Annotated in this window: 22 protein-coding genes and 1 pseudogene; 9 read left to right on the plus strand and 14 right to left on the minus strand. The window is 69.2% G+C overall.

Features of this window, described 5'->3' with window-relative positions; genetic code table 11:
• Positions 1–35: 35 nt before the first annotated feature.
• Positions 36–119, plus strand: a pseudogene (locus ABT340_RS10050).
• 64 nt (positions 120–183) lie between these two features.
• Here ABT340_RS10050 and ABT340_RS10055 read toward each other — a convergent pair.
• The 6 genes from ABT340_RS10055 to ABT340_RS10080 form a co-directional block, all read right to left on the minus strand.
• On the minus strand, positions 184–642 hold the full coding sequence (locus ABT340_RS10055) for an ABA4-like family protein (protein WP_352010341.1): 459 nt from the start codon (positions 640–642) through the stop codon (positions 184–186).
• Positions 639–1,607 (minus strand): hypothetical protein, encoded by a 969-nt coding sequence (locus tag ABT340_RS10060; protein WP_352010342.1) that lies wholly within the window; start codon positions 1,605–1,607, stop codon positions 639–641. Before ABT340_RS10060 ends, ABT340_RS10055 begins: the two co-directional genes overlap by 4 nt.
• Positions 1,608–1,629: 22 nt before the next feature.
• Positions 1,630–2,349, minus strand: coding sequence for a response regulator (locus ABT340_RS10065; RefSeq protein WP_352010343.1), 720 nt, complete (start codon positions 2,347–2,349; stop codon positions 1,630–1,632).
• A complete protein-coding gene (locus tag ABT340_RS10070; protein WP_352010344.1) occupies positions 2,268–3,245 on the minus strand; it encodes a sensor histidine kinase in 978 nt (325 codons plus the stop codon). Before ABT340_RS10070 ends, ABT340_RS10065 begins: the two co-directional genes overlap by 82 nt.
• Positions 3,246–3,767: 522 nt before the next feature.
• The gene (locus ABT340_RS10075) at positions 3,768–4,796 is read right to left on the minus strand and encodes an aldo/keto reductase (protein ID WP_352010733.1); all 1,029 of its coding nucleotides are present in this window, start codon (positions 4,794–4,796) and stop codon (positions 3,768–3,770) included.
• Positions 4,797–4,808: 12 nt separating this feature from the next.
• Positions 4,809–6,968, minus strand: coding sequence for an MMPL family transporter (locus tag ABT340_RS10080; RefSeq protein WP_352010345.1), 2,160 nt, complete (start codon positions 6,966–6,968; stop codon positions 4,809–4,811).
• A gap of 122 nt (positions 6,969–7,090) precedes the next feature.
• On the opposite strand from ABT340_RS10080, the gene ABT340_RS10085 reads away from it, so the two are divergent.
• Together ABT340_RS10085 and ABT340_RS10090 are read left to right on the plus strand one after the other, a co-directional pair.
• Positions 7,091–8,512: an MFS transporter gene (locus tag ABT340_RS10085; RefSeq protein ID WP_352010346.1), complete on the plus strand. Its 1,422-nt coding sequence runs from the start codon at positions 7,091–7,093 to the stop codon at positions 8,510–8,512.
• Positions 8,513–8,628: 116 nt separating this feature from the next.
• Complete coding sequence (locus ABT340_RS10090) at positions 8,629–9,264, plus strand: MerR family transcriptional regulator (RefSeq protein WP_352010347.1); 636 nt, start codon at positions 8,629–8,631, stop codon at positions 9,262–9,264.
• Between the two features lie 79 nt (positions 9,265–9,343).
• Here ABT340_RS10090 and ABT340_RS10095 read toward each other — a convergent pair whose 3' ends face one another.
• Genes ABT340_RS10095 through ABT340_RS10105 form a run of 3 tightly spaced genes read right to left on the minus strand, consistent with a single transcriptional unit; the run spans position 9,344 to position 11,221 of the window.
• Complete coding sequence (locus ABT340_RS10095; RefSeq protein ID WP_352010348.1) at positions 9,344–10,369, minus strand: lactonase family protein; 1,026 nt, start codon at positions 10,367–10,369, stop codon at positions 9,344–9,346.
• 26 nt (positions 10,370–10,395) lie between these two features.
• A complete protein-coding gene (locus tag ABT340_RS10100; RefSeq protein ID WP_352010349.1) occupies positions 10,396–10,824 on the minus strand; it encodes a MaoC/PaaZ C-terminal domain-containing protein in 429 nt (142 codons plus the stop codon).
• Positions 10,817–11,221, minus strand: a complete 405-nt coding sequence (locus tag ABT340_RS10105; protein WP_352010350.1) for an FAS1-like dehydratase domain-containing protein — start codon at positions 11,219–11,221, stop codon at positions 10,817–10,819. The genes ABT340_RS10100 and ABT340_RS10105 overlap by 8 nt, the downstream gene beginning before the upstream one ends.
• 199 nt (positions 11,222–11,420) lie before the next feature.
• On the opposite strand from ABT340_RS10105, the gene ABT340_RS10110 reads away from it, so the two are divergent.
• Complete coding sequence (locus ABT340_RS10110) at positions 11,421–12,179, plus strand: AfsR/SARP family transcriptional regulator (protein ID WP_352010351.1); 759 nt, start codon at positions 11,421–11,423, stop codon at positions 12,177–12,179.
• Positions 12,180–12,224: 45 nt separating this feature from the next.
• Here the strand turns inward: ABT340_RS10110 and ABT340_RS10115 are convergent, their stop codons facing one another.
• The 5 genes from ABT340_RS10115 to ABT340_RS10135 are packed head-to-tail and all read right to left on the minus strand — an operon-like array spanning position 12,225 to position 15,717.
• Positions 12,225–12,674 carry a MaoC/PaaZ C-terminal domain-containing protein gene (locus ABT340_RS10115; RefSeq protein WP_352010352.1) on the minus strand — a complete coding sequence of 150 codons (450 nt, stop codon included), beginning with the start codon at positions 12,672–12,674 and terminating at the stop codon, positions 12,225–12,227.
• The gene (locus tag ABT340_RS10120) at positions 12,671–13,135 is read right to left on the minus strand and encodes an FAS1-like dehydratase domain-containing protein (protein WP_352010353.1); all 465 of its coding nucleotides are present in this window, start codon (positions 13,133–13,135) and stop codon (positions 12,671–12,673) included. Before ABT340_RS10120 ends, ABT340_RS10115 begins: the two co-directional genes overlap by 4 nt.
• The gene (locus ABT340_RS10125; protein ID WP_352010354.1) at positions 13,126–14,250 is read right to left on the minus strand and encodes a beta-ketoacyl synthase N-terminal-like domain-containing protein; all 1,125 of its coding nucleotides are present in this window, start codon (positions 14,248–14,250) and stop codon (positions 13,126–13,128) included. The genes ABT340_RS10120 and ABT340_RS10125 overlap by 10 nt, the downstream gene beginning before the upstream one ends.
• A complete protein-coding gene (locus tag ABT340_RS10130) occupies positions 14,247–15,464 on the minus strand; it encodes a beta-ketoacyl-[acyl-carrier-protein] synthase family protein (protein ID WP_352010355.1) in 1,218 nt (405 codons plus the stop codon). Before ABT340_RS10130 ends, ABT340_RS10125 begins: the two co-directional genes overlap by 4 nt.
• Positions 15,457–15,717 (minus strand): acyl carrier protein, encoded by a 261-nt coding sequence (locus ABT340_RS10135; RefSeq protein WP_184719879.1) that lies wholly within the window; start codon positions 15,715–15,717, stop codon positions 15,457–15,459. The genes ABT340_RS10130 and ABT340_RS10135 overlap by 8 nt, the downstream gene beginning before the upstream one ends.
• 185 nt (positions 15,718–15,902) lie before the next feature.
• Between ABT340_RS10135 and ABT340_RS10140 the strand changes: the two genes are divergently transcribed.
• The 5 genes from ABT340_RS10140 to ABT340_RS10160 are packed head-to-tail and all read left to right on the plus strand — an operon-like array spanning position 15,903 to position 20,385.
• Positions 15,903–16,856 (plus strand): AfsA-related hotdog domain-containing protein, encoded by a 954-nt coding sequence (locus ABT340_RS10140; protein ID WP_352010356.1) that lies wholly within the window; start codon positions 15,903–15,905, stop codon positions 16,854–16,856.
• Entirely contained in the window at positions 16,853–17,494 is a 642-nt protein-coding gene (locus ABT340_RS10145; protein WP_352010357.1) for an HAD family hydrolase, read from the plus strand. The genes ABT340_RS10140 and ABT340_RS10145 overlap by 4 nt, the downstream gene beginning before the upstream one ends.
• A 6-nt stretch (positions 17,495–17,500) precedes the next feature.
• Positions 17,501–18,205 carry a 3-oxoacyl-ACP reductase FabG gene (gene fabG / locus ABT340_RS10150; RefSeq protein ID WP_352010358.1) on the plus strand — a complete coding sequence of 235 codons (705 nt, stop codon included), beginning with the start codon at positions 17,501–17,503 and terminating at the stop codon, positions 18,203–18,205.
• A 39-nt stretch (positions 18,206–18,244) separates the two neighbouring features.
• A complete protein-coding gene (locus ABT340_RS10155; RefSeq protein ID WP_352010359.1) occupies positions 18,245–18,766 on the plus strand; it encodes an ester cyclase in 522 nt (173 codons plus the stop codon).
• The gene (locus ABT340_RS10160) at positions 18,763–20,385 is read left to right on the plus strand and encodes an outer membrane protein assembly factor BamB family protein (RefSeq protein WP_352010360.1); all 1,623 of its coding nucleotides are present in this window, start codon (positions 18,763–18,765) and stop codon (positions 20,383–20,385) included. The genes ABT340_RS10155 and ABT340_RS10160 overlap by 4 nt, the downstream gene beginning before the upstream one ends.
• The last annotated feature ends 1 nt before the right edge of the window (position 20,386 follow it).

The raw sequence follows: 20,386 nt of genomic DNA on the forward strand, positions 1-20,386 counted from the left end.
GGAGCTTCTCGGCAGGTGATGGGCGACTCCCGTTAGCGGCCGTCACCTTGGGAGTGAGGGCCCGGATGAGATGTCTACCGGGCGATCGGATCGGGGTTCGAGTCCCTGGCGGCGCACCACACACGAACGAGGCTCAGGTCATCTTGACCTGGGCCTCGTTCGTGTTTCCCGGCGGAAGGGGTCTCACCCCGGCGCCAGGCGTTCGGTGGACGGCGTGTTCCTCGGCGGTCCCACGACGGTGCGGATCGCCAGGTAGATCAGCAGTCCCATGGGGGAGAGCAGAAGCGTGAAGACCAGCAGCGGTCCCATCAGCAGCGGGTGGACCCGGCGCTCCCTGGAGTCGAGATACATCCAGCGGGCGATGAACACGTCGAAGGCGATGACGTGCGCCCACAGGATGGCGGCGCCGTCCCTTCGCCCGAAGAAGGCGGTGATCAGGTCCAGGTCGGGCCTGCTGACCACCTCCCACAGGTCGGGGAAGCGCGGGATGGCCAGCGTCAGGTAGATCGCCAGCTGCGGCAGGATGATCAGCGGCGAGGAGATGATCCGGTGGGTGATCGACCAGGTCGGGGCGAAGACCATCAACGCCCAGAACGGCACGGTCAGCGGGAAGGTGATGGTGAAGAGGGTGTCGACCGTCATGACAGCCCCTTCCCCACGGCCGCACGCACGAGAGGTTGCCTGCGTCCGAACGTCACGACCAGCCCCGCGGCCACGACGACCGCGCCGGCCAGGGCGGCCAGGGCGGTCAGGGTGAGGGCGTCGGGGTGGATCAGCGGCTGGGCCCGGCGCGCCTGCCAGGTCAGCAGCACCACGAGCCCGGCGTAGCCGAGCCCGGCGGTCCACACCAGGCCGAGCCGTACACGCTCGGGGGCGAGCGCGGGCAGGCGGCGGGAGAGCGCGGTGAGCAGGAACGCGAGCACCGGCATGACCTGCAGCGCGTGCAGGCCGATGGCGTGGGGGACGCGCATGTCGCCTCCCGTGGTGCTCCAGCCGAGGATCGGCATGCCGGGGCCGCCGTCGGGGACGCCGACGCTGTGCGCGCCCGCGGCCAGGGTTCCCGCGGCGGCGGCCTCGGCGCGCCCGGTACCGCCCACCATGTAGTAGGCGACCATCATGCCCAGCAGGCAGACCAGCAGCCCGAAGCGCAGCCCGGCCGTGGTCACCCGGTCACCGGTCTGCTGACGCAGCGCGAGCACCGCGACGACCATGGTGACGACCGCGAGCATCGTGACGAGCATGCCCATGACGCCGAAGACGGCGGCGTCCTGGGGGGTGCTGATGTTGAAGTGACTGTGCCTGCCCCGCGCGGCCTGCACGACGATGAGCCCGACCCCGACCGTGGTGAGCCCGACGATCGCGGTCCCGGTCTTCCTGGCCAGTTCGGGCGTACGGCCGAGCATCGGCAGCAGCCAGGCGAGCGTCAGGCTGTAGACCATGAACGACAGGGCGAACTTGAACGGCTTGAGCCAGACGGAGGCGCCGTCGAGGGTGCGCTCGTCGACGAGCATGCCGGCCGCGCTGAACACGGCGAGGCCGGTCAGCACGGCGCTGAACACGACGAGCGGGCGATGCCAGCCGGAAACGAGGCGGAGGGTGCGTGTCACGGCACCTCCCAGCAATGGATAATCATGTATCGATAGTAGCGCGATCCATAATTTGCTTCAGGCTGGTGAGAGGGGGCGGTGCGGCGTGCGCCGACCGCAGGAGCGGATGGGTGGGAGCCGTCCCGATCGCCTTGTTGACCGCGTCGATGCGGGAGACGGCCGACAGCTTGCCGAAGATGTTGCGCAGGTGCCGTTTGACGGTCCCCTCGGTGATCGCCAGCTGAACGGCGATCTGCCGGTTGCTGAGCGCCTTGGCGACCAGCGCCAGGACCTCCTGCTCGCGTTCGGTGAGGACGCCCTGCGGAGCGGCGCGCGGAGCCGGGGCGATCGCCTGGGAGACCAGCACCGTCACCCCGTGGCGCCCGGCGTGCACGCTGCGGATGGCCACCAGCAGCTCCTGGCTGCGGATGGCCTTGTGCAGGTATCCGTGAGCGCCGGCGGCCAGCAGGTCCTGGACCAGCTGGGGGTCGTCGTGCATGCTCAGGATGATCACTTTGGGCGGCGGCGATATCTCCAGGAGGCGAGGCATGGTCCGCGCGGGATGGTGGTTGGGCATCTCCACGTCGAGCAACACGATGTCCGGCCTGGTACGGGCGGCGAGCGAGATCACCCCGGGGCCGTCAGAGGCGTCCCCCACGACGTGGAAGTCGTCCTCGGCCCTCAGTACCTGACAGAGGGCGTCTCGGAACAGGGTGTGGTCGTCGGCGACGAGAATCCGAATCCGATCATTTGATTCCGGCATGACAAAGCTCCTGGAAGCGGGACCCATATCCGGAGCCGCGTGCCTGCGGACAGGCGGCTGGCGAGGTGGAAAACCCCGTGTAGTAGCTCGATGCGCTCTCTCATGGAGGAGAGCCCCGCGCTGTTCTCCTTGTCCTTGACGATCAGCCCCGTGCCGTCGTCGTCGACCGTCGCGAGAAGGTCTCCTGAGACGATGTCCACACGGGTGACGACCTTGCCGGCCTTGGAGTGCGCGAAGGCGTTGCGCATGCCCTCGCGGAGCACCGCGAAGATCTCGCTCCTGTAGTGGTCGGGCAGCAGGCGCTCGTCCCCGTGGACGGCGACGCTCACCTCGGTCTCCGCCGGTGCGGCGTCCCGGGCGAACTCCTTCAGGGCGACCGCGAGAGGAGGTTCGGCCACGCGCAGCCGGAGCCCGGAGACCAGCCTCCTCGCACCCTGGGAGATCTCGAAGAGCGCCTGGCGGATGTTTCTGATGTCCGCCTCCATGCCCTCGGCCTGCCGCTGGCTCTCGAACAGGTCGAGGTGGAGAAGGGCCATGCTGACGCCGCTGCCGATCCAGTCGTGGATGTCCCGCGCGAGCCGGTGACGGTCGTCGATCTGGGTCTCGTGGATGCGGTCGAGCGTCATGGCGTCCCGCTTGGCGGCCAGGACCTGGGTGAGGGCGAGAATGCCCCGGTTGAGGGTCGTCAGGAACGCCCTGCGCAGCTCCGCCTCGTCCGGATGGCCGTCCAGGATGGAGGGCAGGCGGTCGCACGCCGCGTCGAACAGCTCCGTCCAGCCGAGTGCGGCCTCCAGGGGGTCGATCTGGCTGGTGGCGTGGGCGGGCAGCTCGGTGAACCGCGGGGGGGTTCTCCGCTCCCCGCTCTTGAGCGTCTCAGCGCACTCCGTAAGTACCAATTCGGCCTGTAACCGACATTCCTCCCAGATCTCAGGGCTTCTGACCAGCGGGCTGGACAGCTCCCGCAGGCGGGCTTCGTACACTTCAAGTATTGCTGAACTGTTTAACGTGAATCGCTGGTGAGGTGTGAGCAGTGCGCCGATACTGGTCCCTTGCATCGTCATCCCCGTGCATTTCAATGGACGAACTTCGAGCATGTACGGACCGATCCGCTACGGCTGGTCTGGCTGCAATGAAGTAAGCGAACCATGGAATGCATTGCTGGACTCGTTCCCCCGAACGCCAGCGTAGCCGGTCCTGCTCCTAACATTATCTAGGCAAGGCGTATCCCGTGCAACGTTAATGACACTCCAAAAACAAAATATGACTGTATTCGAGGCACCACGGTCCGCACTGACTGGGGGTGCGGCCGTCGGCAAACATATAGGAAGGCTCACATTTCAATTGCCGACGACCGCTCCCAGCTGGGATTGTGCGCTTGTGTGCTATGTCATTAAGGCCGAATCATATTTCATGAAGTTTCAACGACGTCGTCTGGCCTGGTCCTCCAGTGCCGGATGACGCCAACCGGCGTCGTGCGGGTTGAGCGTGACGCCGGGCGGAACGATCTTGTCGATCTCGTCGAGCACCTCCGCGGTGAGGGTCACCTCCGCCGCCGGGAGCTGGCTGTCGAGGTGCTCCGCCGTACGGGGGCCGATGATCACCGAGGTGACGGCCGGGTGCTGGAGCACGAAGGCGAGCGACAGCTCGATCAGGCTGACGCCCGTCCGCTCGGCGAGCCCGGCCAGCGCCTCGACCGCCTCCAGTTTGCGCTGGTTCTCGGGCAGCTGCATGTCGTAGCGCTCCGGCAGCACGAAGCTGCGGATGGTGAACGGCAGTTCCCTGTCCTTGCGGTAGGTCCCGCTCAGCCAGCCGCCCGCCAGCGGGCTCCAGGTGATGACGCCGGTGCCGAGGTCCTCGCACACCGGGAGCACGTCGCCCTCGATCCCGCGTACCAGCAGTGAGTACGGCGCCTGCTCGCAGACGAAGCGCTCCCTGGCCCGGAACTGCGAGGTCCAGTGCGCCTCGACGAGCAGGTGGGCCGGGAAGGTCGAGGTGCCGAAGTAGCGGATCTTCCCGGCGCGGACCAGGTCGGTGAGCGCGCCGAGGGTCTCGTCGATGTCGGTGGTGAGGTCGGGACGGTGGATCTGGTAGAGGTCGATCCAGTCCGTGCCGAGCCGGCGCAGGCTGTTCTCGACCTCCTGGAAGATCCACCGCCGGGAGTTGCCGCGCGAGTTCGGGTCGTCACCCATCGGCATGTGGCACTTGGTGGCGAGCACCACCTTGTCCCGCGCGCCCAGGTCGGCCAGGGCGCCGCCGACGAGCTGCTCCGACTCGCCCCCGGAGTAGTTGTCCGAGGTGTCGACGAAGTTCACGCCCGCGTCGAGCGCCGTACCGATGATCTTGGTCACCTCGCTCTGCTCCGAGGTGCCCCAGGAGCCGAACATCATGGCGCCCAGGCAGATCTTGCTCACCTTCAGCCCGGTACGGCCGAGCACGCGGTATTCCATGGTGGTCACGGGTCACACTCCTGCGGGGCGGGGCGCCAGGTCGATGTCGTCGGCGTCGCTGGCCTCGCGCACGCCGAACCTCTCCCACACCCGCTTGAGCGGGGCGGGTGCCCACCACGCGGCGTGGCCGAGCAGGCGCATCGTGGCGGGGACGAGCAGGCCGCGGACGATCGTCACGTCGACGACGACCGCGATGAGCAGGCCGACGCCGGCCATCTTCATGAACGTGATGCCGGAGATCACGAAGCCGCCGACGACCACGACGAGCAGCAGGGCGGCGCTGGTGATGATCCTCGCCGTGTGCTGGACGCCCAGGGCGATGGACTCGACCGGGTCGCCGGTGCGCTCCATCTCCTCGCGGATGCGCGACAGCAGGAAGACCTCGTAGTCCATGGCCAGGCCGAAGGCGATCGCCACGATCAGCACCGGGAAGTTGACGTCGATCGCGCCGACCGGGACGAAGCCCAGCAATCCGGACAGCCAGCCGTCCTGGAAGATCAGCTTGATGGCGCCGAAGGAGGCCGAGAGCGACAGGAGGTTGAGCACGATCGACTTCAGCGGCAGCACCACCGAGCCGAAGGCGAGGAACAGCACCACGAAGGAGACCACCGCCACGAACAACGCCATCCACGGCATCCGGGAGATGACCATGTCGACGATGTCCACCCGGGAGGCGGGCATTCCGGTGAAGGAGGCCTTGGTGCCGGGCGGCGGGGCCACCGCGCGCAGGTTCTCGACCATCGTGCGGGCCTCGGGGGACATCGGGTCGATCGAGTAGCCCATGGCGAGCCTGGCCTGGTCGGCCGCGGTGCCGGTCACCCGCGCGCTGTCCACGTTGGCGACCGCGTCGAGCCTGCGGGCGTAGGCGTCGAGGGCGGCGGTGTCGGCCTTGCCCTCGACGACCGAGGTCACCAGCTTGGCCGGGTCGTGTGAGAAGTCGGTGGCCAGCTTCTGGGTCACCAGGCGGGCGTCGGCCTGCATGGGCAGCACCCAGTCACCGGGACGCGCCCAGTTGACGCCGAGGAAGGGCAGGCCCAGGCCGACCAGCACGACCACGATGACGGCGGTGAAGGCCAGCGGGCGTCGCATGACGGACTGGGTGAGCCGGTACCAGCGGCCCTCGGTCGCCGGGACGGTCGTGACCTGGCCGCGGCGCTCCTTGCGGCCGTTCACCCGGGGTCCGGCGTAGCGCAGCACCGCGGGCAGCACGGTGAGCGTCGCCAGTACGGCCAGCAGCGTGACGCCCGCCCCCGCGAAGCCCATCGAGAGCAGGAACCTGGACGGGAAGACCGTCAGGCCGGCGAAGGACATGGCGACGATCAGGCCGGAGAAGGCGATGGTGCGGCCCGAGGTGACCATGGTGCGCCGTACCGCCTCGTCGACGGAGTGGCCGTTGCGCATCTCCTCACGGAACCGGTTGACCATGAGCAGGGCGTAGTCGATGGCCAGACCGAGGCCCAGGATGCTGATCACCTGGATCGCGAACGTCGAGATGTCGGCGAAGAAGGTGACGAAGCGCAGCACGGCGAACGAGCCGAAGGCCGCGGTGAAGCCGATGAGCAGTGGCAGCGCCGCCGCTATGAAGCTGCGGAAGATCAGCACCAGCAGGATGAGCAGGAGGGGGACCGACAGCGACTCGGCGAAGATCAGGTCACGCAGCGTCTGCCGGTTCACCTGGTCGGTCATCGAGGTCAGGCCGCCGAAGCGGACGGTCAGGCCGTCGACCTTGAGTTTGTCCTGGATCGCGCGCAGCTGCAGCACGCGTTGCTGGTCGTTGCTGGAGTTGAGCTGGATCGCGACGTAGGTCGCGTGCTTGTCCTTGGAGACGAAGTCCGGGGACTTGGTCGTCCAGTAGGTCTCCAGGCGCAAGACGTTGTCACGGGGAACCGCGGCCAGGGCGCTCTGGAGGGGGCCGGAGAAGGCGGGATCGTCGACTGTCTTGTCCGGGCTCTCGTAGAGCACCACGAGGTCGTTCGCGTACCGGCCGAGGGGGCCCGCGACGATCTCGTCCGCGTGCACCGACTCGCTGCCCGGGTCGTCGAAGCCCGCGCCGCCACCGAGCCTGCTCAGCACGCCCGATCCCCATCCGCCTGCCACGACGGTGAAGAGCAGGGTGCCGATGACGACCCATAGTCGGCGTCTCGCGGCGAACCTGCCAAGTGCGGAGAACATCAGTCCCCTCCCATTGGACGCCAGTGGATAGTGGATATCACTACTATCGATAAAAACCCGATAGTGATAATATCTACTATCTGTGCGAGTCTTCGCAAGGTCCTTTGAGATGGAGGCGTCTTGTGAATGTGCGAGGCGGCGGCCTGTCCACGTTCCTGATCACCGGGGTTGCGGCCTTCATGGCGTCGATGGACAACCTCGTCGTCACCACCGCGTTACCGACTATTCGTGACCGCTTCAACGCCTCACTTGAGAGCCTTGAGTGGACGGTGAACGCCTACACGCTGACATACGCGATCTTCCTGCTCACCGCGGCGATCCTCGGGGATCGCTTCGGGCGGCGCAGGGTCTTCGTCGGCGGCGTCACCCTGTTCACCCTGGCCTCGGCGGCCGCGGCCATGGCCACCTCCGCGGAGTGGCTCGTCCTGGCGCGGGCCGTGCAGGGCGTCGGAGCCTCGGTGATCTTCCCCCTCGCGCTGACCCTGGTGGTGCAGTCCGTGCCACAGGAGCGCAGGGGCATGTCCATCGCCGGGCTCAGCGGCATGAGCGGCCTGGCCATCGCCGTCGGCCCCTGGATCGGCGGCATGATCGTCGAACTCGGCGACTGGCACTGGGTGTTCTGGATCAACGTCCCCATCGGGGTGATCCTGGTGCCGCTCGCGCTGCGCATGCTGACCGAGAGCCACGGCCCCTACAGCCGTCTCGACGTCCGGGGAACCCTGCTGGTCACGCTCGGCCTGCTCGGCGTCGTCTTCGGCATGGTGCGCAGCACCACCCTCGGCTGGGGAAGCCCGCAGGTGATCGCCCCCGTCGCGGCCGGAGCCGCGCTGCTGGTCTGGTTCGTCCTCTTCGAGGGCCGGGTCCCCAACCCGGTCGTGCCGCCCAGGCTGTTCCGCAGCAGGGGGTTCACCCTGTCCAACCTGGTCGCGCTGCTCGTCCAGGGCGGCATGTTCGGCGCGGTCTTCCTGCTGACGCAGTTCCTGCAGCACGTGCTGAACTTCTCGCCCATGGGGGCCGGGCTGCGCACGCTGCCGTGGACGATGATGCCCGTCCTCGTCGCCCCGCTCGCGGGCATGTTCGGCGAGCGGCTCGGCGTCAGGCGGCTCATGGTGGCCGGCGCGGTCCTTCAGGGCGGGGCGCTGGCCTGGTTCGCGCTGGTCGTCTCCTCCGAGGTCTCCTACCTCGTGCTGCTGCCCGGAATGGTGGTCGCGGGACTGGGCATGGGCCTGTTCTTCGCGCTCAGCGCCAGGCAGACGCTGGACTTCGTCTCCGTCGAGGAGGAGGGGGTCGCCTCCGGCGTCAACAGCTCCATGCGGCAGGTCGGCGTGGTCATGGGCATCGCCGTACTGTCCGGGCTCTTCGCCGCCACGGGCGGCTACTCGGGGCCTGAGGAGTTCGTCTCCGGCCTGCGGCCCGCGCTGTGGGCGGGCACCGTCATCCTCGCCCTGGGAGCCCTCGCCGCACTGCTCACCCCGGCCCGTCCCCCCGCTCCGGTCGCCCGGATCGAGGAAATCAAGCCGCTCAGAACCGTGGAAAGTGGATAGCGGAGGGTTCGCTGTCTATCCTGAATCGATTCGATGCGGTCAAGGCCGTTCCTCCGGTCGTCTCCGCCCACTGGGAAGACGGCCGGGGGACGTGGCAGGGGGAGGGGAGGAGAGGTATGCGGATCGCGGAGCTGAGCCGTCGCAGCGGAGTGCCGATCCCGACGATCAAGTACTACATGCGGGAAGGGCTGCTGCCGCCGGGTGAGCGGACCAGCCCCAACCAGGCGCAGTACGAGGAGACCCACCTGCGCAGGCTCAAGCTGGCCAGGGCGCTGGTGGAGGTCGGTGGCCTGAGCATCGCCGCGGCGCGCGACGTCCTCACCCTGATGGACTCGCAGATGAACAGCCTCAGCGCGCTCGGCAAGGCCCAGTACGCCCTGACGACCCGTCGCGACCACGTCGAGGACGAGGCCTGGACCGAGGCGTCCCGCCAGGTCGAGGAGCTCATCGCCAAACGGGAGTGGCGGGTCGGTCCCCGCAACCCGGCCAGGCTGAGCCTGACCGAGGCGCTGGCCACCATGCACCGCCTGCGGCAGGATGACTACTTCGCCCTGCTCGGGGAGTACGCCGAGACGGTCGGCCACCTGGCCGAGCTGGAGATCACCGCGATCATGGGCAGGCCCGACCTCGACAGCATGGCGGAGGCCGTGGTGATCTGGACCGCGATCGGCGACGCCGTGGTCTCCTCCCTCAGGCGCATCGCCCAGGAGGCGGAGACCGCCCGGCGCTTCGGCGGCTACGTGGACGACTGAGGCGCCCTCCCCCCACGAGAGACGAACAGGCGCCGGACCCCGACGGGGTCCGGCGCCTGTCGTCGTTCGGGCTCCGGGGTCAGAAGGGCAGCAGGCAGGCCGCGCCGGGGACCTCGACCGCCGGGGCGCCGTCCAGCGAGAGCAGGCCGGTCTCGGGGTCGACGGTCAGGGCGACGACCGTCCCCGCCGACTGGTTGGCCAGGCGCAGCGTCGTGCCCGACGCGTCGAACACGAGGTCCCAGGGCATCGTGCTGAGCGGCTCCTCGGAGAGCCTGAGGTTCTGCACCGGCTCCAGGTGCGCGCCCTCCTTGTCGACCCGCAGCACGGTGAGGCTCTCGTGGCCCCGGTTGGCGACGTAGACGAACCGGGCGTCCGCCGACAGGACGAGCGCGGACGGGGCGTTCCAGCCGTCCTCCCCGTCGGGGAGCGTGGGGGCGGAACCGGCCGTCCACAGGGCGCCCGTCGAGGGGTCGTAGCCGCAGACCGTGACCGTGGAGACCAGCTCGTTGACCACGTAGAGGTGGCGGCCGTCCGGGTGGAAGACCAGGTGACGGGGGCCGGTGCCCGCGCCGAGGTGCACCTGGCTGTGCGGGACCAGCAGCCCCTCGTCGAGGCGGTAGACGTACAGCTGGTCGTTGCCCTTGTCCGGCACGAGCACGCGGTTGCCGGTCGGGTCGGGGACCGTCACGTGCGGGTGCGGGCCGAGCTGGCTCAGCTCGTTGGGGCCGGAGCCGAGGTGCTTGACGGACTGCCGCACCGGGCCGAGGCTCCCGTCGTCGTTGACCGGGAAGACCACGACCTCTCCCGAGTCGTGGTTGGTCGCGTAGACGTGGCCCGCGTGGACGAGGACGTGGATCGTCCCCGCGCCCTCGGTCGGCTGGTCGTTCAGCGGGGTCAGCGACCCGTCGTCCCCGACCGTCAGCGCGAACACCCGTCCCTCGGGGGCGTTGCTCGCGGCGTACAGGGTCCGTCCCGACGGGGACAGGGCCAGGTGGAACGGGTTGACGATGTCGGTGAACGTACCGGTTACCGCGCCCGCCTCGATGACCGTGATCCCCGTCGCGGGGACCTCGGTCCAGGAGTAGGCGCCCACGAAGGTCGGCATCGTGGAGTTCCTCTCTGTTGTCTGGGTCAGTTGAGTGCGACGACGGCCCTGGGGCGGGCCAGGACCTTCTCCCCGCCGCAGCGGACGGTCAGGTCGACGCGGACCCGGGAGCCGTCCAGCTTCTCGGCGACCACGCCGTCGACGACGAGTTCGACGCCCGCCTCGTCGTCCGGGACGACGACGGGCCTGGCGAAGCGGCCTCCGCATTCGAGGACGGCCTGCCGCCCCGCCCAGTCGCTGACCAGCCGCATGGCCACGCCCATGGTGAGCATGCCGTGCGCGATGATCGTGGGCAGGCCCGCCTCCGTCGCGGCGCGCTCGCTCCAGTGGATGGGGTTGAGGTCGCCGGAGGCCCCCGCGTAGCGCACCAGGTCGCCCCGGCGGATCACGTGCGTCAGCCGGGGCAGCGCGGTCCCCGGGGTGACGTCGTCGTATCGAGGCAGCGGTTCAGTCATCGCTCTGCGCAATCAGTGTCGAGGTGGTGGTGCACACGTGCTCGCCCGCGACGGTGCGCAGGTCGCTGGTGAGGGTGACCGTGTCGGTCGAGCCGACGCGGCCGACCTCGCTGATCGTGACCGTCACGGTCAGCTCGTCGCCGTCCCTGATGGGGCGCCTGTGCTCGAAGCGCTGGTCGCGGTGGAGCAGGCGCGTCAGGTCGAGCCCGAGATCGGGGTCGCTGACGACCTCGACCTCGGCGCGCAGGGTGAGCGCGATGGCGAACGTCGGTGGGGCGGCCGGGTCGTCGCTCGTGTCGCCGATCGCTGCGGCGAACTCGCGGATCTTCTCACGGCCGACCAGATAGGGAACGGTGGCCGGGTAGACCCGGCCGGCGAAGGCCGGATTCAGCGGCACCTCGACCTCCTCGGCTTGAGGGCGGTTGCGGGGGAGACGTAAATCACGCCGCACGGTCTGGACACGTCCCGACCTGCTTCTCATTGGTGGTGCTATGTCTCTTTGGAGACATCCGATGTGTCTTTAGCGCAGTATCACTATTTGAGGTGGCATATGCAGACTCTCCTCCGTCAGGTCATTTCCCTGGGGGGGAGAGAACATGATCAACTTTTCCATCCTCGGCTCCTTCGAACTGCGGACCGAACAGGGGGTCTGGGTCCCGCGCGGTCCCAAGGTCCGCAGGCTGCTCGCGTTGCTGCTGCTCAGGCCCGGTCAGGTGGTCGACATCGACACCCTGGCCGAGGAGCTGTGGGACGGGGCGCCACCGAAGACCGTGGTCGCGACGATCCGCACGCACGTCTACCACCTGCGCCAGATGCTGGCCAAGGAGAGCGGCGAACCGGGGCTCGCCGATCTGCTGATCACCGAGCCGACCGGCTACCAGCTCCGGGTGACGGAGGACCAGGTGGACATCCGTCACTTCCAGCGGCTGGTCGCCGACGGCAGGACCGCCCTGGTGGCGGGCCGTACGGCGGAGGCCGCGCGGTTGCTGCGCGAGGCGCTGGGCATGTGGCGGGGGGCGCCGCTGACCAACGTTCCGCTCGGCCCGGTCCTCACCCGTCACGTCGCCCACCTGGAGGAGAAGCGGATGAGGGCCATGGAGCTGTCCGTCGAGGCCGACATGCGCCTGGGCCTGCACCGCGAGCTGATCCCCGACCTGCGCGGCCTGGTGGCGAGCAACCTGCTCAACGAGTGGTTCCACGCCCGCCTCATCGAGGCGCTGCACCTGTCGGGCCGCCGGGGCGAGGCCCTGCTGGCCTTCCGCGACCTGCGCAGGGTCCTGCACGAGGAACTGGGCCTGGAACCGTCCGCCGAGCTGCAGCGGCTCCACCACGAGATCCTGGCCGAAGCCGGGTGAGCCCCCGCCTCCTGTCCCGGCGACGACCCGGGAAGGAGGCGGGCGCTACCGCAGCGCCACGATGGTCCTGGGCATGGTGAGAACCTTGCCGCCGTCGCTCCCGCCGAGCCGTACGGCCACGCTGAGCCTGAGCCTGGGCGGCTCCAGCTTCTCCATGACCGTGGCCTCGACCGTCAGCTCGACGCCGACACCGTCGTTGGGCACCGGGACGAGCCGGGGGAACCGGCCGCCGAAGTCGACGACCGCTCCCGCGTCGCCCGCCCAGTCCGTCAGCACGCCCAGCGCCAGGCCCATGGTGAACATGCCGTGCGCGATGGGACTCGGCAGCCCCATCGCCACCGCCGTCCTGTCGTCCCAGTGGATGACGTTGTAGTCGCAGGCGGCGCCGCCGTACCTGACGAGGTCCTTGCGCTCCACCCGGAACGTACGGCCCGGCAGCCGGAAACCCGGCTCGATGTCCTCGTAGCGAGGCCGTGCGGCCGTTTCGACCGTCACCGGACGTCACCCCCCTCCTGGCCGAAGATGACGAACGTCGACCGGCCGGTGCACACGTGCTCACCGTCGGCCGCGGTGAGCGTGCTCTCGTAGGTGACGACGTCGTTGCCCGCCACCGAGTCCACGCCCGCGAGCCGTACCGTCACGGTCAGCACGTCCCCGGCGTGGATGGGCCGGTTGTAGGCGAAGCGCTGCTCGCGGTGGACGAAGCGGTTCTGGTTGGCCGCGCCCAGCTCGGGGTCGTGCACCGCGTCGTGCTCGGCCTCCAGGGTCAGCACCATGGGGAAGCTGGGCGGGGCGATGATGTCCGGATAGCCGAGGGCCCGCGCCGCCTCGGTGTCCCAGCAGGCGGCGTTGCCCTCCCGGACGGCGGCGGCGAACTCCCTGATCTTCTCCCTGCCGACCTCGTAGGGCGCGGTCGGCGGGTAGACCTTGCCGACACACCCCTCGTTCATCGGCATTCGCGCACCACCAGGCAGCCCGCGTTGCCGTCACCGCCGATGGAGGTCACCAGCGCGACACGGGCGTGCTCGGCGGGCTCGGCGCGCCACAGCGCCAGGACCGCGGCGATCTGCAGGGGGACGCTGGCGCTGTACAGCTCGCCGAGCGTCTCGGACACCCGGACCGTGGGCACGGAACGGCCCAGCACCTCGCGCAGCGCCCGCTCCTCGGTCTCCTCGACGCCGATCTGGCCGGCCGCGCCGACCGCGACGACGTCCACCTCGCCGGGGGAGACCCCGCTGCGCTCAAGCGCCCGCTCGATGCCCGAGCGCAGCCCCTCAAGGCGGCCCTCGGCGTCCCTGGCGCCGTAGTAGCCGACCTCGCAGGCCAGCAGGTCGGCCAGGCCGGTACGGCCCTCGGCGGCGACGGTCTCGCCGTCCTCGACGAGGAAGGCCGCGGCCCCCTCACCGACGGCCGCGTCCTCGCGGAGCGCGCCGGACTTGTGCCAGCCCCAGGCCGCCACCTCCGACAGCTCCTCGATGCCGCCGATCAGCAGCCTGCTCGAACGCCCGTCGCCGATCGTGGTGCGGGCGAAGCGCACCGCGGCCAGCCCCGCCGCCTGACCGCCCGACATGACCACGTTCACCCCGGTGAGGGAGTTGCGGATCGCGATCTGGCCGGTGCAGGCGTTGGTGACGACGTTGGGGAACCTGGCGGGGTTGACGAGGTAGGGCTTCTCCTGGAGGAGGGTGTCACGGCCCACCTCGAGCATGCTGACCAGACTGCCGGTGTTGGTCGCCATGACCACCCCGGTGTCGGCGCGCTCCTCGTCGGTGAGGGGCCTGCCGTACTCGTCCAGGGCCAGCTTGCAGGCGATCAGGCCGAGCAGGGTGAAGCGGTCGATGTGACGCAGCCCCTTGCGGCCCAGGTGCTCGGCGACCTTGAGGTCGGGCACCGCCCACACGGGCCGCGGCGGGTAGCCGTCGGTCACGTCCTCGAAGCCGCTCACCGGCGCGGTGTGCGCCTCGACGCCGGAGCGCAGCGCGCCACCCAGGACGTCCAGGCCCAGGCCCGCGGGTGAGACGACCCCGCAGGCCGTGATCGTCAAAGGTCTGACGGCGACGGTCGTCGTCACGCCACCCTCCCGAAGATCGTAACGACGTTGTTCCCGCCGAACGCGAGACCCTGGTTCTGCACGATGTTCGGCGTGGCCGTACGGGCCTTGCCCGGGACCACGTCGAGCCCGTCGCCCAGCGCCGGGTCGAGCTTGTCCAGGTTCGCGGTCGGCGGCAGGAACCCGTCCTGCAGAGCCTTGCCGCAGACGATCGCGCCGAAGGCGCTGGCGGCGCCCATCGTGTGCCCGATCATCGACTTGATGGAGCTGATCGGCGGGATGCGCTCACCGAACACCTCGCGGACCGCGCTGACCTCGGTGTAGTCGTTGGTCGGCGTTCCGGTGCCGTGCGCGCAGATGTAGTCGATCTGCTCGGGCTTGACCCCCGCGTAGCGGTGGGCGATGCGGATGCACTCGGCGATGCTCGGCGCGTCCGGGTTGACCATGTGCCGGGCGTCGCAGTTCACGCCGTAGCCCAGCACCTCGGCGTAGATCGTGGCCCCCCGGGCCACGGCGTGGTCCAGCGGTTCGAGCAGCAGGACCGCGCCGCCCTCACCGGTGAGGATGCCGGAGCGGTTGAGGTCGAACGGCCGGGACAGGTCCTCGGCCAGCGCGCCCAGCCGGTAGAACCCGGCGTGGCAGGCCCGGTTGACCGCGTCCGCCCCGCCGGCCAGCATGAAGTCGGCCTCGCCGGTGCGCACCAGGTCGTAGGCGTAGCCGAGCGCCATGTTGCTCGCCGAGCACGCCGTGGGGATGGTCTGGGCGTCACCGGTGAGCCGCAGCTCGTGGTTGACGGAGTTGGCGATCTGGCTGACCGGTGTCATGGCGGCGAGCCGCCCGTCCACCTCGCCGAGCCCGTCCGTGACCCACTGCTCGACCGCGGCCTGCAGGACCTGGGCCTCGCCCGCGGTGGTCCCCATGATGGAGCCGGCCCGCGAGGCGGACAGCAGCTCCGGGTCGAGCTTCGCGTCCTGTACGGCCAGCCGCGCCGCGGCCGCCGAGAACAGGCTGCTGCGCCCCCAGCGCTCGACGTCGAGCCTTTCCAGGATCGCCTCGGGCTGGAAGTCGTGGACCTCACCGGCCGTCGTGTACGGGAAGTTGCCGGCGTCGAAGCTGGCGATCTTCGAGGCGCCGTTGCGTCCCTCTCGGATGCCCTCGATGAAGTTCTCGACCCCGATGCCTATGCTGCTCACCGCCCCGAGGCCGGTGATGACCACCCGGTGGTGTTCAGACACCCTGGGACTCCCGGCTGTTGATGGTCCCCACGACGTCGAAGACGCCCTGGAGGTTGGGCATGTTCGGCAGCTCGTCCTGCGGCACCACGATCCCGAGCTCCTTCTCGATCCTGGCGAGGATCGTGATGAGCGAGAGGGAGTCGGCGTCGTATTCGTCGATGAAGTGTCCCTCTGCGGTGAGCTCGCCGTCCTCCAGTTCGAGCTCCTGGGAGATGATGCCGCGGATCTTTTCCTGCAGAACGTCCAGAGTCATTATCGGATTCCTTTCGTGAATGCGGATCACCGCTGGAAAACGACATTAGGGGGATGTGGATATAAGGGGCAAGGCGGCGGATCGAAAGTGGTATGCGGGCGCATTTTTATGGCACTTTTATTTGAATTTCATCGCGCCGTGCCACAGTGATCTCCGACTTATTCCGGCATTTTGTGGAGGTACGGATGACGACCGGGGACCTGATCTCCCCACGGGAGCTCAGCTTCGGCCGTACGGTGGAACGCCGCCTGGTCCACAGGGCCTCCGTCGCGGAGGTCTTCGTAACCGACCTGGTCCCGGCGGGGGAGTCCCGCTTCCTGGCCGCGGCACAGCTTCCGCTCAGTCACGGCTACTACAGCGACCATCTGTCGCGACCGGCCCACTTCGACCCGCTGCTCATCCTTGAGGCGGGCAGGCAGGCAGGCATCGCGGGCGCCCACCTTCTCGGGCTCCCCCCGGACACCACGATGATGGTCAACACCTTCTCGCTGGACCTGCCGGACCCGTCCGCGCTGCGGACCGGGCGCAGGCCGGGTGAGCTGCGGATCGACAACCACTTCGAGACCATCCGCGTCAGGGCGGGCAAGGTGCGCAAGGGCGCCGTCCGCCAGGACCTCTCCATCGGCGACGTCCCGATCGGCACGCACACCATGGAAGTGCAGATCGTCACGCACACCGAGCACGAGGCGCTGCGCAACGTGCTGCGCGGCACCCCCGCCCCCCTGACCGGGGACCTGGAGGACGTGCCCGCCCCCGACCAGGCCGAGCCGTACACGGTCGGCAGGGTCAGCCCGATGAACGTGGTGATCTCGCAGGTCGAGCGGGGTCCATCGGCGGTGAGCGCCAGGGTGACGCCGAGGTACGGCAACCGCGCGATCTTCGACCACGACTACGACCACCTGCCCGCCATGACCCTGACCGAGGCGGCCCGTCAGCTCGCCCTCGTCGTGATGGGCGACGTCACCGCCTGGCCGGCCACGGTCTCCGGATCCTTCGGGCGGTTCGCGGAGCTCGACCAGCCGGTGCTGGCCGCGGCGACCCGTACGGACTCGGGTGACGGCACCGCAACGGTGAACGTCGCCTTCATTCAGGAGGCGATCACGATCGCCGAATCGACCATGGTGATGGTGCCCCGATGACCCAACCCGTCCTGGCCGTGTGGACCGACTTCGGCGGCGTGCTGACGCCGCCCATCAGTCACACCCTGGCCGTCTTCTGCGAGAGGCAGGGCATCCGTCAGGAGCCGCTGATCGACGCGATCCTCAAGGTCACCGCGTCGTACGGCACGGACGACGTGATGCTGCCCATCGACACCCCGCTGGTCACCGAGCAGGAGTGGCTCGCCCAGATCGGGGAGCTGCTGCGCGCCGACCACGGCATCGACCTGCACATGACGACCCTCGCCGACGCCTGGTTCGACGGCAGGGAGCTGAACAAGGAGTGGGCCGACCGGCTGCGGGAGGTCAGGGCCGAGGGATTGTTCGTCGGGCTGCTGTCCAACATGGTCCCGGCCTGGGACGCGCACTGGCGCCGCATGCTCAGCCCCGACGGCCTCTTCGACGACGTCGTCCTGTCCTTCGAGGTGGGCCACCGCAAGCCGGCCAGGGAGATCTTCGACCTGGCGGTCGAGCGCTCCGGCATCCCCGCCGCGCAGTCCCTGTTCGTCGACGACCTCGCCAAGAACTGCGAGGGAGCCGAGGCGGCCGGGTGGCGCGCCATCCACTTCACCGACGCGCAAACCGCAATCAAGGCTCTGAACGAGCAGTTGGGAGTGTGAGCTCAAATGAGCCGTTCCGTACTGGTCACGGGTGGCAACCGGGGCATCGGCCTGGCCATCGCGCGGGCCTTCGAGGAGGCCGGTGACAAGGTCGCCGTCACCTACCGCTCGGGAGAGCCGCCGGAGGGACTGTTCGGCGTGCGGTGCGACGTGACCGACAGCGCGTCGGTCGAGGCGGCCTTCGAGGAGGTCAAGGCCCAGCAGGGCGCCGTCCAGGTCCTGGTCGCCAACGCCGGGACCACCCGCGACAACCTGTTCATGGCCATGTCGGAGAAGGACTTCGCCGACGTCATCGACACCAACCTGATGGGCGCCGTCCGCGCCGCCCGGTGCGCGGTGACCGACATGGTCAAGGCCCGGTGGGGACGGATCATCCTCGTCGGCTCGACCACCGCCTTCTGGGGCTCGCCGGGAGTGACCAACTACTCGGCCTCCAAGGCGGCCATGGCGGGCTTCGCCCGCTCCCTGGCCTGGGAACTCGGCCCCAGGAAGATCACCGTGAACGTGGTGATGCCCGGTCTCGTCGAGACCGACATGGTGGCGGGGCTCTCCGAGCAGCACCGCGCGTACCTGCACAGCATCACGGCGCTGCGCCGCTCGGGCAGGCCCGAGGAGGTCGCCCCCGCGGTGCGGTTCCTGGCCAGCGACGAGGCCAGCTTCATCACCGGCGCCCTGCTGCCCGTCAGTGGCGGCTCCGGGCTCGGTTACTGACCCCCCACATGCACCTCGCACATCTGAGAAAGGCGGATCATGCCGGACGAGGTTGAGAAGATGCTGGCCCCTCTGGCGGAGGCGCCACCGACCGCAACCGAGGAGATCATCGAGATCGCCATCGGCATCGCCAAGGTGTTCGGTGAACTCGACGAGGAGGCGGCTCACCGTTACATCGCCCCCGACTTCGTCGACCACGAGGCCTCGCCGGGCGTCGCGGGCGGCCCCGAGGGCTACCTGTCGACGGCCCGCTACATGCGCAACGCGTTCTCCGAGGCGACCTGGCAGGTCGACGACTTCATCTCCGAGGGCGACAAGTTCGCCTGCCGGGTGACCTTCAGCGGCAAGCACACCGGCGACTTCCTTGGCGTGGCGCCGACCGGCGCCGAGGTCAAGGTCCAGCACCTGCACTTCTACCGGATCGCCGACGGTAAGGCGGCCGAGCACTGGGGAGCCCGTGACGAGCTCACCCTGCTGCGTCAGATCGGACAGTTCACCCCCGAGTACGCCACCCCCGCGGACGCGGGCGCGGCGATCGGCCGTCAGGAGGTCTCGTCATGAAACTGCCGGGCAAGATGTTGACGCGCGCCGCCGTCGGTGTGGGCGCGCTCCTGCTGGCGATGGGCGGCCTGGTGCCCGGCGCCCAGGCGCAGAGCGCCGCGCAGAAGACCTTCCCGAACCTGCCCTCGCCCGCCGACTGGTCGATGGGCGGCCACGACAACTTCAACTCGAAGTCCAACCCCTTCGAGCGCAGGATCGGCACCTCGAACGCCGACAAGCTCGCCGTCAAGTGGACCTACACCGCGCACGGTGACACCTCGGCCATCCCGGCCGTGGTGGACGGCGCGGTCTACATCCCCGACTGGGGCGGCTACTTCTCCAAGCTCGACGCCAAGACCGGCGCGGTCATCTGGTCGCGCAAGGTCTCGGACTGGAACGGCATCGCCGGCGGCATCGTCAGGGCCAGCCCGACGGTGGTCGGCGGACGCATCTACGTCGGCGACCAGAACGGCCCGCAGGGCGGCCAGGGCGCGCACCTGCTCGCCGTCGACGCCACCACCGGCGACCTGATCTGGAAGACCACGCTCGACGAGCACTTCGCGGCCGTCCTCACCGGTTCGCCCACGCTCTACAACGGCGTCCTCTACCAGGGTGTCTCCTCCAAGGAGGCGGCCGTCGCGGGCCTGCCCGGCTACAAGTGCTGCACCTTCCGCGGCAGCGTGAACGCGGTCGACGCCAAGACCGGCAAGGTGCTGTGGAAGAAGTACACCGTCCCCGACAACGGCGGACAGCCCGGCGGCTTCAGCGGCGGTGGCGTGTGGAGCACCAGCCCCATGATCAACCCGACCAACCACACGGTCGTCGTCGGCACCGGGCAGAATCTCTCGGTCCCCAAGAGCGTGAGCGACTGCCAGAGCTCGGGCAAGCCCGCCTCCGAGTGCCAGCCGCCGGACAACCACATCGACCAGCTGCTCGCCCTCGACCTGCGCACCGGCGACATCAAGTGGCAGGCCGGCGACATCGTGTTCGACGCCTGGACGGTGGCCTGCGAGCCCAACTTCCCGCCGGAGAACTGCCCGCCCAACCACGGCGGTGACTACGACTTCGCCGAGGGCGGCCACCTGCTGACCATCCCCGGCCGGTTCGGCCTGCCGCGCATGGTCATCGGCGCCGGGCAGAAGAGCGGCGCCTACTGGCTGCTCGACGCCCGCACCGGCAAGACCATCTGGAAGACCCAGGTCGGCCCCGGCGGCGTGCACGGCGGCATCGAGTGGGGCAGCGCCACCGACGGCAAGCGCTTCTACGTCAGCAACGCCAACACCAGCCACGTCGCCTACACCCTGCCCAACGGGCAGACCACGACCAACGGCATCTTCGCCGCGCTCGACGCCCGCACCGGCAAGATCCTCTGGCAGATCGCCGACCCGTCGAACGCCGAGACCATGGGCGCGGTCACGACCGCCAACGGGGTCATGTACGCCGGCTCGATGAGCGGCCACATGTACGCCATCAACGGCGCCACCGGCGAGATCCTCTGGGACTACCTCGGTGAGGGTTCCTCCAACGCCGGGCCCGCCATCGTCGGCGGCACGGTCTTCTGGGGCAACGGTTACAACAACCGCTTCATCCAGGGCAAGGGCAGCACCACCTTCTACGCCTTCTCCGTGAACGGCCGCTGAC

It is taken from the genome of Streptosporangium sp. NPDC000239, from assembly GCF_040300765.1.
Classification (GTDB): Bacteria; Actinomycetota; Actinomycetes; order Streptosporangiales; family Streptosporangiaceae; genus Streptosporangium.